16 protein-coding genes are annotated in these 15,255 nt (G+C 57.4%); 9 read left to right on the forward strand and 7 right to left on the reverse strand.

Going from position 1 to position 15,255, the window contains the following annotated elements; translation table 11 throughout:
• Position 1: 1 nt before the first annotated feature.
• The 5 genes from V6942_RS05310 to V6942_RS05330 all read right to left on the reverse strand — a co-directional run bounded on the left by V6942_RS05310 (position 2) and on the right by V6942_RS05330 (position 4,703).
• Complete coding sequence (locus tag V6942_RS05310; RefSeq protein WP_333500887.1) at positions 2-1,003, reverse strand: hypothetical protein; 1,002 nt, start codon at positions 1,001-1,003, stop codon at positions 2-4.
• Positions 1,000-2,064 carry a hypothetical protein gene (locus V6942_RS05315; protein WP_333500888.1) on the reverse strand — a complete coding sequence of 355 codons (1,065 nt, stop codon included), beginning with the start codon at positions 2,062-2,064 and terminating at the stop codon, positions 1,000-1,002. The genes V6942_RS05310 and V6942_RS05315 overlap by 4 nt, the downstream gene beginning before the upstream one ends.
• A gap of 140 nt (positions 2,065-2,204) precedes the next feature.
• Positions 2,205-2,945: a GntR family transcriptional regulator gene (locus tag V6942_RS05320; protein WP_182965774.1), complete on the reverse strand. Its 741-nt coding sequence runs from the start codon at positions 2,943-2,945 to the stop codon at positions 2,205-2,207.
• 53 nt (positions 2,946-2,998) lie between these two features.
• A complete protein-coding gene (locus V6942_RS05325; RefSeq protein ID WP_333500889.1) occupies positions 2,999-4,000 on the reverse strand; it encodes a GTP-binding protein in 1,002 nt (333 codons plus the stop codon).
• Between the two features lie 268 nt (positions 4,001-4,268).
• Complete coding sequence (locus V6942_RS05330; RefSeq protein ID WP_333500890.1) at positions 4,269-4,703, reverse strand: DoxX family protein; 435 nt, start codon at positions 4,701-4,703, stop codon at positions 4,269-4,271.
• Between the two features lie 152 nt (positions 4,704-4,855).
• Here V6942_RS05330 and poxB point away from each other — a divergent pair, with 152 nt between their 5' ends.
• The 4 genes from poxB to V6942_RS05350 all read left to right on the forward strand — a co-directional run bounded on the left by poxB (position 4,856) and on the right by V6942_RS05350 (position 10,167).
• Positions 4,856-6,574: a ubiquinone-dependent pyruvate dehydrogenase gene (gene poxB / locus V6942_RS05335; protein WP_333500891.1), complete on the forward strand. Its 1,719-nt coding sequence runs from the start codon at positions 4,856-4,858 to the stop codon at positions 6,572-6,574.
• 38 nt (positions 6,575-6,612) lie between these two features.
• On the forward strand, positions 6,613-7,614 hold the full coding sequence (gene ltaE, locus V6942_RS05340) for a low-specificity L-threonine aldolase (protein ID WP_106924480.1): 1,002 nt from the start codon (positions 6,613-6,615) through the stop codon (positions 7,612-7,614).
• Positions 7,615-7,623: 9 nt separating this feature from the next.
• On the forward strand, positions 7,624-9,066 hold the full coding sequence (locus tag V6942_RS05345) for a DUF2867 domain-containing protein (protein WP_333500892.1): 1,443 nt from the start codon (positions 7,624-7,626) through the stop codon (positions 9,064-9,066).
• Between the two features lie 87 nt (positions 9,067-9,153).
• A complete protein-coding gene (locus V6942_RS05350) occupies positions 9,154-10,167 on the forward strand; it encodes an NAD-dependent epimerase/dehydratase family protein (RefSeq protein WP_106924797.1) in 1,014 nt (337 codons plus the stop codon).
• Positions 10,168-10,170: 3 nt separating this feature from the next.
• Here the strand turns inward: V6942_RS05350 and V6942_RS05355 are convergent, their stop codons facing one another.
• On the reverse strand, positions 10,171-11,007 hold the full coding sequence (locus V6942_RS05355) for an N-acetylmuramoyl-L-alanine amidase (RefSeq protein WP_106924482.1): 837 nt from the start codon (positions 11,005-11,007) through the stop codon (positions 10,171-10,173).
• On the reverse strand, positions 11,004-11,327 hold the full coding sequence (locus tag V6942_RS05360; protein WP_106924483.1) for a heavy metal-binding domain-containing protein: 324 nt from the start codon (positions 11,325-11,327) through the stop codon (positions 11,004-11,006). Before V6942_RS05360 ends, V6942_RS05355 begins: the two co-directional genes overlap by 4 nt.
• Positions 11,328-11,519: 192 nt before the next feature.
• Here V6942_RS05360 and V6942_RS05365 point away from each other — a divergent pair, with 192 nt between their 5' ends.
• From V6942_RS05365 to artM, 5 genes are all read left to right on the forward strand, one after another.
• A complete protein-coding gene (locus V6942_RS05365) occupies positions 11,520-12,035 on the forward strand; it encodes a lipoprotein (protein ID WP_106924484.1) in 516 nt (171 codons plus the stop codon).
• Between the two features lie 311 nt (positions 12,036-12,346).
• Entirely contained in the window at positions 12,347-13,075 is a 729-nt protein-coding gene (gene artP / locus V6942_RS05370; RefSeq protein WP_333500893.1) for an arginine ABC transporter ATP-binding protein ArtP, read from the forward strand.
• A 16-nt stretch (positions 13,076-13,091) separates the two neighbouring features.
• Positions 13,092-13,823: an arginine ABC transporter substrate-binding protein ArtI gene (gene artI / locus V6942_RS05375; RefSeq protein WP_106924486.1), complete on the forward strand. Its 732-nt coding sequence runs from the start codon at positions 13,092-13,094 to the stop codon at positions 13,821-13,823.
• Between the two features lie 6 nt (positions 13,824-13,829).
• Entirely contained in the window at positions 13,830-14,546 is a 717-nt protein-coding gene (gene artQ / locus V6942_RS05380) for an arginine ABC transporter permease ArtQ (RefSeq protein WP_106924487.1), read from the forward strand.
• Positions 14,546-15,214 carry an arginine ABC transporter permease ArtM gene (artM, locus tag V6942_RS05385; protein WP_106924488.1) on the forward strand — a complete coding sequence of 223 codons (669 nt, stop codon included), beginning with the start codon at positions 14,546-14,548 and terminating at the stop codon, positions 15,212-15,214. Before artQ ends, artM begins: the two co-directional genes overlap by 1 nt.
• The last annotated feature ends 41 nt before the right edge of the window (positions 15,215-15,255 follow it).

The raw sequence follows: 15,255 nt of genomic DNA on the forward strand, positions 1-15,255 counted from the left end.
TTTACACTCCCGGGTGTGGCTGTGGTGTCGCATCGCTGAACGGCTGTAGGGTAAGAAACTCAGCCGTGTTGCGAATAAACAGCTTATCGATCGTTTCCGCACAGATACCTTCGGCCTGCAGATCAGGAATCAGCTGTTCGAAGAGGTAATTGACGGTATGCCCCTTCACGCCTGGCCACCCTAACGGCGAACAGTTGGCATCCGCCGAGGCAAGTACCTGATGCACGCGTCCTTCGCGCAGGAAGCGTAAGAAATGCTGCAAACGCTCCTGACGATGGCGGCCCCAGAACGGTGGGTCAGGCAGCTCAAGATCGTAGCCAAAGGTGTCGAAGCCGATGCGCGCACCGGAGGCAAGCAGCGCCTGTTCGTTGATTTTTCCCTGGCTGACACCATCATCCGCATGGCCAAACAGCACGCGATGGCACGGCAGCCCTTCTTCGGCAAAAATATCCAGCGCCGGCTGAGAATCCACCGAAAGGTGGGTGAAAATCGGCGCGCCGCTGATGCGAGAGGCGCGGGCAGCCGCACGATAAATGCGTTTATCCAACGCTTTCATCTTAAAGCCGCGGCTGACCCCAACTTTGATAATGCCGGCCTTCGCGCCGGTCTTGCCGATACCCACGGTGATTTCGTGAACGAACTGATCGGTCAGGTATTCCACGCTGGCCTGTTCAAAAAAAGGCAACGCGGTATCACCGCCGACAAAACCGGTGCTGGCCACAATGTGCACGCCCGTTTTATCAGAAAGCGATTTGTAATAATCAATATCACGGCCGTTACAGATGCCCGTCGCCTCCACAAAGGTCGCCGCGCCCCAAGGCCGTGCGTTTTCGCGGAACAGTCGCAGCTTGGGCACCGTCTCTTCATAGCGCGCTTCGGGGGTTTTCCACCAGCGGCTATCCAGTTCGCAGCCCGGCATGCCATAGCCAATGTGCTCATGGATGGCGACAAATCCAAGTTCTGCGGCCGAGATCGTCCCCAGTACCGTGTTTACGCGTGTCATTTATCTTCCCCCATGACGCTGAGCAGCGCCGCGACGTTGGTGATTAAAATCTGATTGAGATGCTCGGCTGAGACACCAGCCTCCAGCAGCATCGGGACAAACCGCGTCAGCACATCGACATAGCCGCGATCGTTGCCCGGCGCGCCGAACGCGACGCCGGTCGCACTGGAAGAAAGTAAAATGCGCTCGACATAACCTGCGGCAATCAGCTCTCGGATCAAAGACACACGCGCCGCGTCATCAATGTAATCGGCGTCATCAGAACCGATATGATCGAGGGCAATCATCGCCCCCGCCTGCACCATGGCAAACGGCCAGCCGTTTTCAACCGCATCGCGCCTGTCGATATCCGCCATGACGATGCGCTGCGGCGCCAGCGATTCCCCCAGCGCGAGCTGCAGTTCTGCCGGTGCATCTGCCCCGCAGCGGATCCGCACCGGTACGCCATAAGCGGCCCCTGCTCGCGCCGCGCCGCGTACCAGGCTTTCATCGGTCGGGGTCATGCCATCGCGCGTGGTCGCCGTGGCAATGATGCCGGCGGCGGCGCGGCGCTCAATGCGCGGCACGACCATTCCTTCATTCACTTCCTGACCAAACAGCTCGGCAAACTTCTGCGCCGACCACGGGGTGGGAGGATTGGTCTGCGGCGTCAGGAAGTAGCCGCCCAGCATGGCTTCCGGGCCCATCCCGGTTGAGGCGATGATATGCACGCCGGTCTCTCGGGAAAGCGCCTCGTACAAGCGCAGATCCCGGCCTTCAAACATCCCGGTGATATCGACAATCGTACCGCCACCGGCTGCCCGGAAGGCCCGGAGTTTCTCGGCAATCGCCTCAAAACATAGCGCTCTGTCGATGTCGATATCGAAAGCGTACTGTGCGCCGGGCAACACATACATCAGCGATTCGCTGACTAACGTCACGCCAAGCTGGTCAGCCGCCACCGGCCCAAGCACCGTGTTGACAGTCGCATTGCTGTAACCCTTACCCTTTGCGCGTTCTAAAAATAGCGATGTGAACGGTAGCGTCGGCTCGGGTATCCCCTTGCTGTGTTTAATGCACATTTTTACCTCTTAACCTCCATTCAACGTGGAAGGGTTCGCTTGCCGACAGCCCACTGATAAGCGGTACCTTTCCTCAGGTAACCTAACAATAGATTAGTCTAATGTTAGATTATTATAACAATAGCATTTAAAAAAATTAGCTATCGGTTTAGCCCAAACGTGTACTTAAAATCATCGGCGCGATGCACCGCGCGACGCCACCCTGCCGGTTTGCCTTCGCGGGAATACAACGTGGTTACCGCCACCATCACCGGCGAGCCGGGTGCAACATCCAGCGCCTTTGCTTCTTCCTGACTGGCCGCCGTCGCCCAGATATTCTGCACCCCACGGGTGAACGTCAGCCCAAGCTGCTTATCCACGAGCGCAAACATCGTTCCGGCTTCTTCAAGCTCGTTGATATTCGGCAGATAGTCGGACGGCGTATGCAGATACGTCGAGCTCCAGACTAAAGGCGTCCCCTTGACGAAAATAACCCGCTGAACAAACAGCAGTTTCGTCGACGAATCCAGTTCCAGAATGTCATTCACCTCTTGCGGTGCCGCCACGCGCGCCAGCGTCACAACGCGAGACGTCGGCTTCAGCCCTTGCTCGGTTAAATAGCGGCTGATGCCTCCCAGCTCCAGGGCCGGAGAGAGACTGACATTGACGCCCCGTACGGGAAACGTCCCCTTCGCTCTGTGCCTGACGACATAACCTTCATCCTCAAGCTCTTTCAATGCCTGCCGTATCGGCGCCCGGCTGACATGGAACCGTTTGATCAAACTGTCTTCCGTTAGCACGATATCCGCGACTTTTTCGGTATCCTGCAGTTCCTCAATCAAGGCCTGTTTGATCTGGCTGTACAACGGGACGGATGAGGTCCGATCGAGAGCAAACTTCATTAAGCGTTTCCTTTGCTAACCGTAACGATATTAAATTCTCGCCGATCATAGCCTTAAGCCAGTGACTGATCTAGCGCCGCCTCCAGAATATCTCGCGGAAGAGAGACGCCAATAAACACCATCCGGCTTTCACGCCGCTCATCCACCGCCCACGTCGGCCCCAGGTCGCTGCCCATTACCTGATGCACGCCCTGAAAAATGACCTTGCGATCGGTGCCTTGCATATTGAGCACCCCTTTATAGCGCAGCATTTGCGGCCCATGTACCTGCACCACCGCGCCGAGGAAACGCTCTAACCGTGCGGGATCGAAGGGCTTCTCCGCGCGGTAAACAAAACTGCTCACATCATCATGATGGTGGTCATGCTCACAGTGACCGTGCTCGTGATGACAGTGCCCGTGGTTGTCTTCCTCCGGGTAAATATCCAGTACCGCATTGAGGTTAAACCCTTGTACATTCAGAACGTTGTCCAGAGGTACGTCACCAAAATGCGCGGTTTCGACCCCCGCCCGTGGGTTCATTTTTCGCAGCCGGGCGATCAAACGCTGCCGCGACGCCTCGCTGACCAAATCCGCTTTGCTGATGAAAATCCGATCGGCAAACCCCACCTGTCGCCGGGCTTCCGGGCGTTCATCAAGCTGCTGTTCCGCGTGTTTCGCATCTACCAGCGTAATCACCGCATCCAGGTGGTAATTGGCGACAATCTCTTCATCCATAAAGAATGTCTGCACCACCGGCCCCGGGTCGGCCAGCCCCGTGGTTTCAATAAATACGCGGTCAAAATTCAGCGTTCCATCATGCCTTTTAGCCGCCAGCATGGTGAGCGTAGTGCGCAAATCATCGCGTATTGAGCAGCAAATACAGCCGTTGCTCATCTGGACGATTGTTTCTTCGCCGTCGGACACCAGAATGTCATTATCAATATTTTCTTCGCCAAACTCGTTTTCAATCACCGCATATTTATGCCCATGCGCTTCATGCAGAACGCGTTTTAACAGCGTCGTCTTACCCGCACCCAAAAAACCGGTGAGGATTGTGACGGATATCAGCGTCATTCATATTCTCCTGTGAATTGTCAGTACATAGGGCGAAACACCGGCCCCTGCCCTGGCGCACACATCGAGCATAGGCTGGCTTGAAACAGGCTAACATAACGCGCGGCGGGGTTTACTCAAAAGTAAAATGAATGTTAATTATATGTGAAATATATCACTTTTTACGCTGAGAATGTTATTCACTCACCGTCTGAACAAGCGCTATATAGCGCAAAAAAAGAGCCGAAGAAACGCGTCTTCAGCTCTGAAACGGTGTGACCAGAGGGGGCTACTGCCAGGACGACTTTGCGCCCAGCGCGTATTTCCCCGCCCCCAGAAACGCAATGGCCAGTCCGGCGACAAAGAAATAGACCAGGCTTTCAATTGCCCACGCCCCGGTTTTATCCAGCGCGGCCGTTTTATCCAGGCCAACCATCAGCCAGGCAACAACCATCGTAAACGCCAGCACCAGCGCCGCCGGGCGCGTCAGCACGCCGAGGATCAGCAGGACGGGTGCGACCACTTCCCCCATCAGTACGCCGTAGGCAATAAAGCCCGGCAGCCCTTTGGCCACCAGCATCGCGCTAATACCATCCACGCCGTCAAACAATTTGTGTAGCCCGTGGAACAGCATCAGCCCGCCGACCACCAGACGCAGCAGCAGCTTGCCGAAATCATCGCACGCCAGCGTGCGATTTACCGCATTTAACAATGTTGTGATCATTTTCGTTTTTCCCTGTTTTATCCCTGTAGAACACCACGTTACTGCTTCTCATTTACAAAATATACCCGCTGAAAATAAGGGTATTTTTCCGGCGAAACGATGAGATTCATCTAAACTTGTAACCGCTATCACACTTCAGGAGATGGAAAACCATGAAACAAACCGTAGCCAACTACATCGCCAAAACGCTCGAACAGGCAGGCGTCAAACGTATCTGGGGCGTGACGGGCGATTCGCTCAACGGCCTGAGCGACAGCCTGAACCGGATGGGCACGATTGCCTGGATGCCCACGCGCCATGAAGAGGTGGCTGCCTTTGCCGCCGGGGCCGAAGCGCAGCTAACCGGCGAACTGGCGGTCTGCGCAGGATCGTGCGGGCCGGGCAACCTGCACCTGATTAACGGGCTGTTTGACTGTCACCGTAACCACGTTCCCGTGCTCGCCATCGCCGCACATATTCCGTCGAGTGAAATTGGCAGCGGCTATTTTCAGGAGACGCACCCGCAGGAGCTATTCCGTGAATGCAGCCACTACTGCGAGCTGGTCTCCACGCCGGAACAAATTCCGCAGGTGCTGGCGATTGCGATGCGCAAGGCGGTGCTTAATCGCGGCGTGTCGGTGGTGGTTCTGCCGGGCGACGTGGCGCTGAAGGCCGCGCCGGAAAATGCCAGCAGCCAGTGGTACCCGGCCCCGCATCCTATTGTTACGCCGCCACACAGCGAGCTGGAAAAGCTGGCCGAGAAGCTGAAATCGTCGCGCAATATTACGCTGCTGTGCGGCAGCGGCTGCGCCGGGGCGCACGACGAGCTGACGGCGTTTGCCGAAAAGCTTAAATCCCCGATTGTTCACGCGCTGCGCGGTAAAGAACACGTTGAATACGATAACCCTTACGACGTCGGCATGACCGGGCTGATCGGCTTCTCCTCCGGCTTCCATGCCATGATGAACGCCGATACGCTCATACTGCTCGGCACGCAGTTCCCGTACCGCCCGTTCTATCCCACAGAAAGCGCCATCATTCAGATAGATATCAACCCTGCCAGCATCGGCGCGCACAGCAAAGTGGATATGGCGCTGGTTGGCGATGTCAAAGCCACCTTAGCCGCGCTGCTGTCGCTGCTGGAAGAGAAAAACGATCGCCGCTTCCTCGACAAAGCGCTGGAGCACTATCACAGCGCGCGCAAGGGACTCGACGATCTGGCGAAGCCCAGCGACAAAGTGATTCACCCGCAGTATCTGGCGCAGCAGATTAGCCATTTTGCTGCCGAAGACGCCATTTTCACCTGCGACGTTGGCACGCCAACGGTGTGGGCCGCCCGCTATTTGCAGATGAACGGCAAGCGCCGCCTGCTCGGCTCCTTCAACCATGGCTCCATGGCCAACGCCATGCCGCAGGCGCTGGGCGCGCAGGCAACAGAACCGGGGCGCCAGGTGGTGGCGATGTGCGGCGACGGCGGCTTTAGCATGCTGATGGGCGATTTCCTTTCAGTGGTGCAGATGAAGCTGCCGATTAAAATCGTGGTCTTTAACAACAGCGTATTGGGCTTTGTGGCGATGGAGATGAAGGCTGGCGGTTATCTGACCGACGGTACCGAGCTGCACGACACGAACTTTGCGCGCATTGCTGAAGCCTGCGGTATTCCCGGCATTCGCGTGGAGAAAGCCGCTGACGTCGACGAGGCTTTGCAGCGCGCCTTCAGCATCGATGGCCCAGTGCTGGTCGACGTCGTTGTCGCGAAAGAGGAGCTGGCCATTCCGCCGCAGGTCAAACTGGAGCAAGCAAAAGGCTTTAGCCTGTATATGCTGCGCGCCATCATCAGCGGACGCGGTGATGAAGTGATCGAACTGGCGAAAACCAACTGGCTCAGGTAAAACAGAGGGCATTCTTCCGAGTTTAAAAAGGAAATGCCGTGATTGATTTACGCAGTGATACCGTAACCCGCCCGACGCGCGCCATGCTGGATACCATGATGGCCGCGCCGGTCGGCGATGATGTGTATGGTGATGATCCCACCGTGAATGCCCTTCAGCAGTACGCCGCCGAGCTGGCCGGCAAAGAGGCGGCGCTGTTCCTGCCCACCGGCACCCAGGCAAACCTGGTGGCGCTGCTGAGCCACTGTGAACGCGGCGAGGAGTACATCGTCGGCCAGGGGGCGCATAACTATCTGTACGAAGCGGGCGGCGCGGCGGTGCTGGGCAGTATTCAGCCGCAGCCGATTGACGCCGCCGGTGATGGCACGCTGCCGCTGGATAAAGTCGCAGCCAAAATCAAAGCCGACGATATTCACTTCGCCCGCACCCGGCTGTTGAGTATTGAAAACACCCACAACGGCAAAGTACTGCCGCGCGCCTATCTCAAAGAGGCCTGGGACTTCACCCGTGCGCGCGGGTTGGCGCTGCACGTCGACGGCGCGCGTATTTTCAACGCGCTGGTCAGCTACGGCTGTGAGCTGAAGGACATCGCCCAATACTGTGACTCGTTCACCATCTGTTTGTCCAAAGGATTGGGCACGCCGGTCGGCTCGCTGCTGGTCGGGGATCACGACTACATCAAACGCGCCAACCGCTGGCGTAAAATGACCGGCGGCGGCATGCGCCAGGCCGGGATTTTAGCCGCCGCAGGGCTGTACGCATTGCAAAACAACGTCGCTCGCCTGCAGGACGATCACGATAACGCCGCCTGGCTTGCCGCCGAACTGCGCGAGGCCGGTGCCGATGTCATGCGCCACGACACCAATATGCTGTTCGTCCGGGTGGGTGAAGAAAACGCCGCGGCGCTGGGCGAATTTATGCAGGCGCGCGGCGTGCTGATAAACGCGTCGCCGATCGTACGCCTGGTGACGCATCTCGACGTCAACCGCCAGCAGCTGACGGAAGTCGTGGGTCACTGGAAAGCCTTTTTAGCCCGCTAAGGAGACAACGTGTCGCAGTCTGTTCTGGTTTTTGGCGCCAGCGGCTACATCGGCCAGCATCTGGTGTCTGAATTAAGCCAGCGCGGCTATACCGTGCGGGCGGTGGCACGTCGCGTTGAACGGCTACAAAAGCGCAATCTGCCCGGCGTCACCTGCCATTCGGTTGATCTCGAAAAAACCGCCGACCTCTCGGCGCTGCTGAGCGGCGTCGAGACCGTCTACTACCTGGTTCACGGCATGGGCGAGAGCCAGGATTTTCTCGAGCACGAACGCCGGGTAGCGGAAAACGTGCGCGCTGCGCTGCGGGTAAGTCCGGTTAACCAGCTGATCTTCCTGAGCTCTTTACAAGCACCGGCGCACGAACAATCGCCGCACCTGCGCGCCCGTCAGCTAACCGCCGATATTCTGCGCGATGCGGGCGTGCCGGTAAGCGAAGTGCGTGCCGGGATCATCGTCGGCGCGGGCTCCGCGGCGTTTGAAGTGATGCGTGACATGGTCTACAACCTGCCGATACTGACGCCGCCGCGCTGGGTGCGCTCGCGCACCACGCCGATTGCGCTGGAAAATCTGCTGTTCTATCTGGTCGAACTGCTCAACCATCCGTCTCCCGAGCATCGCGTGTTTGAAGCCGCCGGGCCGGAAGAGCTGACCTACCAGCAGCAGTTTGAACATTTTATGGCGGTCAGCGGCCGTCATCGCCCACTGATTCCGATTCCCTTCCCCACTCGCTGGATCTCGGTGTGGTTCCTTAACGTGATCACCTCCGTTCCGCCCACGATCGCCAAGGCCCTGATCCAGGGGCTGAAGCACGATCTGCTGGCTGACGATCGCACCCTGCGCGCGCTGATCCCACAAACGCTGATCCCGTTCGATGAGGCGGTACGCCGTACGCTTGAAGAAGAGAAAAGCCTGGTCAACTCCAGCGACTGGGGCTACGACGCGCAGGCTTTCGCTCGCTGGCGTCCGGAATACGGATTTTTTGCCAAACAGGCCGGCTTTACCGTCAGCACGTCCGCCAGCCTGACCGCACTATGGGCGGTGGTTAACCGTCTGGGCGGTAAAGAAGGCTATTTCTTTGGCAATATACTTTGGAAAACGCGCGCGGCAATGGATCTGCTGGTGGGACACCGACTGGCGAAAGGGCGCCCGGAGCGCCCGCTGCTTCAGCCCGGCGATGCGGTCGACAGCTGGAAAGTGATCATTGTTGAACCCGAAAAAGCGCTGACGCTCCTCTTCGGCATGAAGGCGCCCGGCCTTGGTCGCCTGAGCTTCACGATGGTCGACAAAGGCAGCCATCGGGAACTTGACGTGCGCGCCTGGTGGCATCCGCACGGTATGCCAGGATTACTCTACTGGTTGTTGATGATTCCAGCACATCTGTTCATCTTCCGCGGAATGGCACGGCGTATTGCCCGCCTGGCAGAAGAAGTCACAGGAAAAAATGCGCATTAACCCTTTTTCGTCTTAGTTTCCCATTGCATACGAGTGAAATAAACGGAAGAATGCGCACGAAACTCTTTTTTAACACTGTGGATGATTATGAAGGTACTGGTCACCGGCGCCACGAGCGGATTAGGCAGAAACGCAGTTGAGTATCTGCGCCGTAAGGGCATTAGCGTCAGAGCGAGCGGTCGCAATGAAGCGATGGGCAAACTGCTGGAGAAAATGGGCGCCGAATTCGTCCATGCTGACCTGACCGAGCTGGTCTCCTCTCAGGCCAAAGTGATGCTGGCCGGCGTCGACACCCTGTGGCACTGCTCTAGCTTCACCTCGCCGTGGGGCACCCAGGCCGCGTTTGACCTCGCCAACGTCCGTGCCACCCGCCGTCTGGGAGAATGGGCTGTCGCCTGGGGCGTACGCAACTTTATCCATATCTCGTCGCCGTCGCTCTACTTTGACTACCACCATCATCGGGACATCAAAGAAGATTTTCGTCCTCACCGTTTTGCCAACGAATTTGCCCGCAGCAAAGCCGCCAGCGAAGAGGTCATTCAGATGCTGGCGCAGGCTAACCCGAACACGCGTTTCACCATTCTGCGTCCGCAGAGCGTCTTTGGCCCGCACGATAAAGTGTTTATTCCGCGCCTGGCGCAGATGATGCACCATTACGGCAGCGTGCTGCTGCCGCGCGGCGGCCACGCGATGGTCGACATGACCTACTACGAGAACGCCGCCCACGCCATGTGGCTCGCCAGCCAGCCGCGCTGTGACGACCTGCCTTCAGGCCGCGCCTATAACATTACCAACGGCGAACCCCGCACGCTGCGCAGCATCGTTGAGCGCTTAATTGACGAACTGGATATCACCTGCCGCATTCGCTCCGTGCCTTACCCCATGCTGGATATGATTGCCCGCAGCATGGAGCGGTTTGGCAATAAATCTGCCAAAGAACCGTCGCTGACCCACTACGGGGTATCGAAGCTCAACTTTGACTTTACGCTCGATATCAGCCGCGCCCGCGAAGAGCTAGGCTACGAGCCGGTCGTTTCGCTGGACGACGGTATTATTCGTACCGCCGCCTGGCTTGAGGATCACGGCAAGCTGCACCGTTAGGGCTTAGCCCTGGCCGTATTTTTCCAGCAGCGCCTCGGCAATCGCCAGGCTTTCCATATCCGCTACGCCGTCATAGCGCGCCGGGCGGAAATGCATCTGGAAGGCGGCAATCACCCGCATCTGCTGCATTCGCGTCATATTCGGTTTGACGTCGTAGCCATAGCGCGCCAGCAAATCCAGCAGGGTATATGAGGCAATTGGCGCATTTGGCGAGCGGCCGTTCAAATAGAAGGCCACGCGGCTGGCATCCGGCCACGCGCCAATCCCCTGCTGCGCCAGCGCCTGCCACGGGAACAGCGGGCCCGGATCATCCTTACGCTGCGGCGCGATATCCGAATGCGCCACCACGTTTTGCGGCTCAATGTTGTAGCGCTTGATGATGTCTTTCGCCAGCGGTATTAACGCCTGGATTTGCGTCGGTTCAAACGGCGTGAAGGACTTCGTCCCCCCCGACTTCTGCCAGCCGAGGTTTTCCAGCTCGATACCGATTGACGTGTCGTTGATGCGCGTCGCGCCGCGCCAGAAGCTCACACCGGCATGCCAGGCAAGCTCTGACTCCGGCACCAGCCGCCAGATTCGCGGCTTGCCGCGCGTTAGCGGCGGCACCGCGGGAATGAGATAGTGCACGCTGACCTGCTGACCGGTTAGCGTGGTCAGCGAACCGTCGAAATCATCCGCCGTATAGTGAATAACCAGTACCTTAACGCGTGGATAAGCGGCAGGCGCGGAACGGCTGGTATCCAGCACGTATCCAGGCTTTTCAATGACCGCTTTTTTTTCTTCCCCGGCACACCCCGCCAGCAGCATCGCCAGCATCATTACGGTCAGAAAACGTTTCATTTGCGCGTTTTGACCGCCGTACCGCTCACGCTCACCATCAGCATGCTGCTGTCTTTGCCCACGGTTTCATAATCGATATCAATCCCGACAACCGCATCAGCGCCCAGCGCTGCGGCCTGCTCGCCGAGTTCTTTAAAGGCAATCTCACGCGCTTTGCGCAGCTCTTTTTCATACGCGCCCGAACGTCCGCCAACAATATCGCGAATGCCAGCGAAGAAATCGCGAAAAATATTCGCGCCCAGAATCGCCTCGCCGGTCACCACGCCGCAGTATTCGACAATTGGTTGCCCTTCGAGGGTGGGGGTAGTTGAAAATTGCATGGACAGCTCCTTCGTTAACGTTCAATGCCTTAGCGCTTAGTGCTAAACACATTATCGGACCGATACGCTATGCTTGAAAAGGGATTACTCCATTATCGTATACGTAAATCTCGCCCGCCGCATGGCGGCGGTTGATACGCCGGCCCCCGGCGTAGAAGCGACTAATGTTGAGACGGCTAACAAGGAATCACTATGCGTTACTCCAACCTTGCATTTATCCTCCCTGCCGCGCTGCTGCTGAGCGCCTGTACCACCGTCACCCCTGCTTACAAAGATACCGGCGCGCGCGTCGGGCAATGCGTGGAAGGCGGCCCGGACACCGTGGCACAAAAATTTTATGACAGCCAGATCCAGCGTCGGACCAGCGACTACACCGCGCTGCGGCCGTATCTGAGCGATGGGCTGGCCAAACTGCTGAGCGACAGCAGCCAGGACGCCAGCACGCGCACGCTGATGCAGTCGGGGCTGTTCTCCAGCAGCACCGCCGTACCGGATAGCGCCGACGTCGCCAGCGCCTCGACCATTCCTAACACCGACGCGCGCAATATTCCGCTACGCGTCGACTTGAAACAGGGAACCCAAAGCTGGAAAGACGAAGTGCTGATGATTCGCGAAGGTCAGTGCTGGGCGGTGGATGACGTGCGTTATCTCGGCAACAATAGCCACGCGCCAGCGGGCACGCTGCGCCAATCTCTCGAAAAACGTTAATAAAGTGTAAACAAATTCTGCTATATCCTTTATCCCGGCAAAATGTCTGGCATTCTCCGTGGAATGCCGACATTTATACCCCGCGCCCACCCCGACCGTTATTTTGTGCTAACTTTAAAAGAAAAGTTGGTTTATATTTAAGTTTTAACGCACAAATATTGCATAACTATTCTGTCAAAGGTACTATTTGCGGCCTCAATTGCTGATAATTCCTCTACGGCTGATACCTTCAGCGGGGAAATGTAAGAGCGGCAGCAGAGTAAGCACCTGGCGTTTCCAGGGCGAGGACAACTCTTTCGTGACGGGTATCAATGAGCATTAAATTAGACGGCATTAACTGCTTTTATGGCGCGCATCAGGCGCTGTTCGACATCACGCTGCAGTGCCCGGAGGGCGAAACGCTGGTACTGCTTGGCCCAAGCGGCGCGGGTAAAAGCTCCCTGCTGCGCGTGCTGAATCTGCTGGAGATGCCGAAGTCCGGTACTCTGGCGATTGCGGGTAATCATTTCGATTTTGCCAAAACGCCGTCAGATAAAGCGATTCGCGAACTGCGTCAAAACGTCGGCATGGTCTTCCAGCAGTACAACCTCTGGCCGCACCTGACCGTGGTTCAGAATCTGATCGAAGCGCCGTGCCGCGTGCTGGGGCTGAGTAAAGATCAGGCGATGGTGCGCGCGGAAAAGCTGCTCGAGCGTTTACGCCTCAAACCGTTCAGCGACCGCTATCCGCTGCACCTGTCCGGCGGTCAGCAGCAGCGTGTGGCGATCGCCCGCGCGCTGATGATGGAGCCGCAGGTGCTGCTGTTTGATGAGCCCACCGCCGCCCTTGATCCGGAAATCACCGCCCAAATCGTCAGCATCATTCATGAACTGGCTGAAACCAACATTACCCAGGTCATCGTCACCCACGAAGTGGAAGTGGCACGCAAGACCGCCAGCCGCGTGGTGTACATGGAAAACGGTTATATCGTCGAACAAGGCGATGCAAGCTGCTTTAACAGCCCACAGACCGAGGCTTTTAGAAATTATCTTTCTCACTGAGAACAGGACAATGATCATGAAAAAAGTACTGATTGCCGCGCTGCTCGCTAGCGTCAGCCTCTCCGCTGCCGCTGCTCAAACTATCCGTTTTGCGACCGAAGCATCCTACCCTCCGTTTGAGTCGATGGATGCCAACAACCAGATCGTCGGCTTCGACGTGGATCTGGCCAACGCGCTGTGTAAAGAGATCGACGCGACCTGTACCTTCAGCAACCAATCTTTCGATAGCCTGATCCCTAGCCTGAAGTTCCGCCGTATTGACGCGGTGATGGCCGGTATGGATATCACCCCTGAGCGTGAAAAACAGGTTCTGTTCACCACTCCGTACTATGATAACTCCGCGCTGTTTGTCGGCGTGAAGGGCAAGTTCACCGGCATCGATCAGCTGAAAGGCAAAAAAGTCGGCGTACAGAACGGCACCACGCACCAGAAATTTATCATGGATAAACATCCGGAAATTACCACCGTGCCTTACGACAGCTATCAGAACGCGAAGCTGGACCTGCAAAACGGCCGTATTGATGCCGTCTTCGGCGACACCGCCGTGGTTACCGAATGGCTGAAAGATAACGACAAGCTGGCCGCCGTTGGCGACAAAGTGACCGACAAAGGTTACTTCGGCACCGGCCTGGGCATTGCCGTACGTCAGGGCAACACCGAGCTGCAGCAGAAATTTAACGCTGCGCTGGAAAAAGTGAAAAAAGATGGCACTTACCAAACCATCTACGCTAAATGGTTCCAGAAGTAAGACTTGATGAACGAAATGTTTCCTTTAGCAAGCGCCGCCGGTATGACCGTCGGCCTTGCCGTTTGTGCACTGGTTATCGGGCTCGCGCTGGCGATGTTCTTTGCGGTGTGGGAGTCGGTTAAATGGCGCCCTATCGCATGGCTCGGCTCCGCGCTGGTCACCGTGCTGCGCGGTCTACCGGAAATCCTGGTGGTGCTGTTTATCTACTTCGGCTCTTCACAGCTGCTGTTGACGCTGTCCGACGGTTTTACGATTAACCTCGGCATCGTACAGATTCCGGTTCAGATGCAGATCGAAAACTTCGACGTCAGCCCGTTCCTGTGCGGCGTGATTGCCCTCTCCCTGCTCTATGCCGCTTACGCCTCGCAGACCCTGCGCGGCGCACTGAAAGCGGTACCGGCGGGCCAGTGGGAATCCGGCCAGGCGCTGGGGATGTCGAAAAGTGCTATCTTCTTCCGTCTGGTGATGCCGCAGATGTGGCGACACGCGCTGCCGGGCCTCGGCAACCAGTGGCTGGTATTGCTGAAAGATACCGCGCTGGTATCGCTGATTAGCGTGAACGACCTGATGCTGCAAACCAAAAGCATCGCGACGCGTACCCAGGAGCCGTTTACCTGGTACATCGTGGCGGCGGCTATCTATCTGGTGATCACGCTGCTGAGCCAGTACATCCTCAAACGCATTGACCTGCGTACCACTCGCTTCGAACGGAGACCAGGCTGATGCTCGAGTATTTACCGGAACTGATGAAAGGGCTGCATACCAGCCTGACGCTGACCGTCGCCTCCATTGTGGTGGCGCTGGTACTGGCGCTGATCTTCACCATCATCCTGACGCTGAAAACGCCGGTGCTGGTGTGGCTGGTACGCGGCTACATCACGCTGTTTACCGGCACGCCGCTGCTGGTGCAGATCTTCCTGATTTACTACGGCCCGGGTCAGTTCCCGACGTTGCAAAACTATCCGGTGCTGTGGCATCTGCTCTCCGAGCCGTGGCTATGCGCGCTGATTGCCCTGTCGCTCAACAGCGCCGCCTATACCACGCAGCTGTTCTTTGGTGCGATCCGCGCCATTCCGGAAGGCCAGTGGCAGTCCTGTAACGCGCTGGGGATGAGTAAGAAAGATACGCTGGCGATCCTGCTGCCGTACGCCTTTAAACGTGCGCTCTCTTCCTACTCCAACGAAGTGGTGCTGGTGTTCAAGAGTACGTCGCTGGCCTATACCATCACGCTGATGGAGGTAATGGGCCACGGGCAGCTGCTGTACGGACGCACCTATGACGTGATGGTCTTTGGTGCCGCCGGGCTGGTGTATCTCGTCGTCAACGGCCTGCTGACGCTGCTGATGCGCCTGATTGAGCGCAAAGCGCTGGCCTTTGAGCGCCGCGACTAGTTTTTGCATAACCATTAAATTCCGAAACGGATAAGCCGCTG

The organism is Kluyvera genomosp. 2, assembly GCF_036759865.1.
In the GTDB taxonomy this organism is placed as follows: Bacteria; Pseudomonadota; Gammaproteobacteria; order Enterobacterales; family Enterobacteriaceae; genus Kluyvera; species Kluyvera ascorbata_B.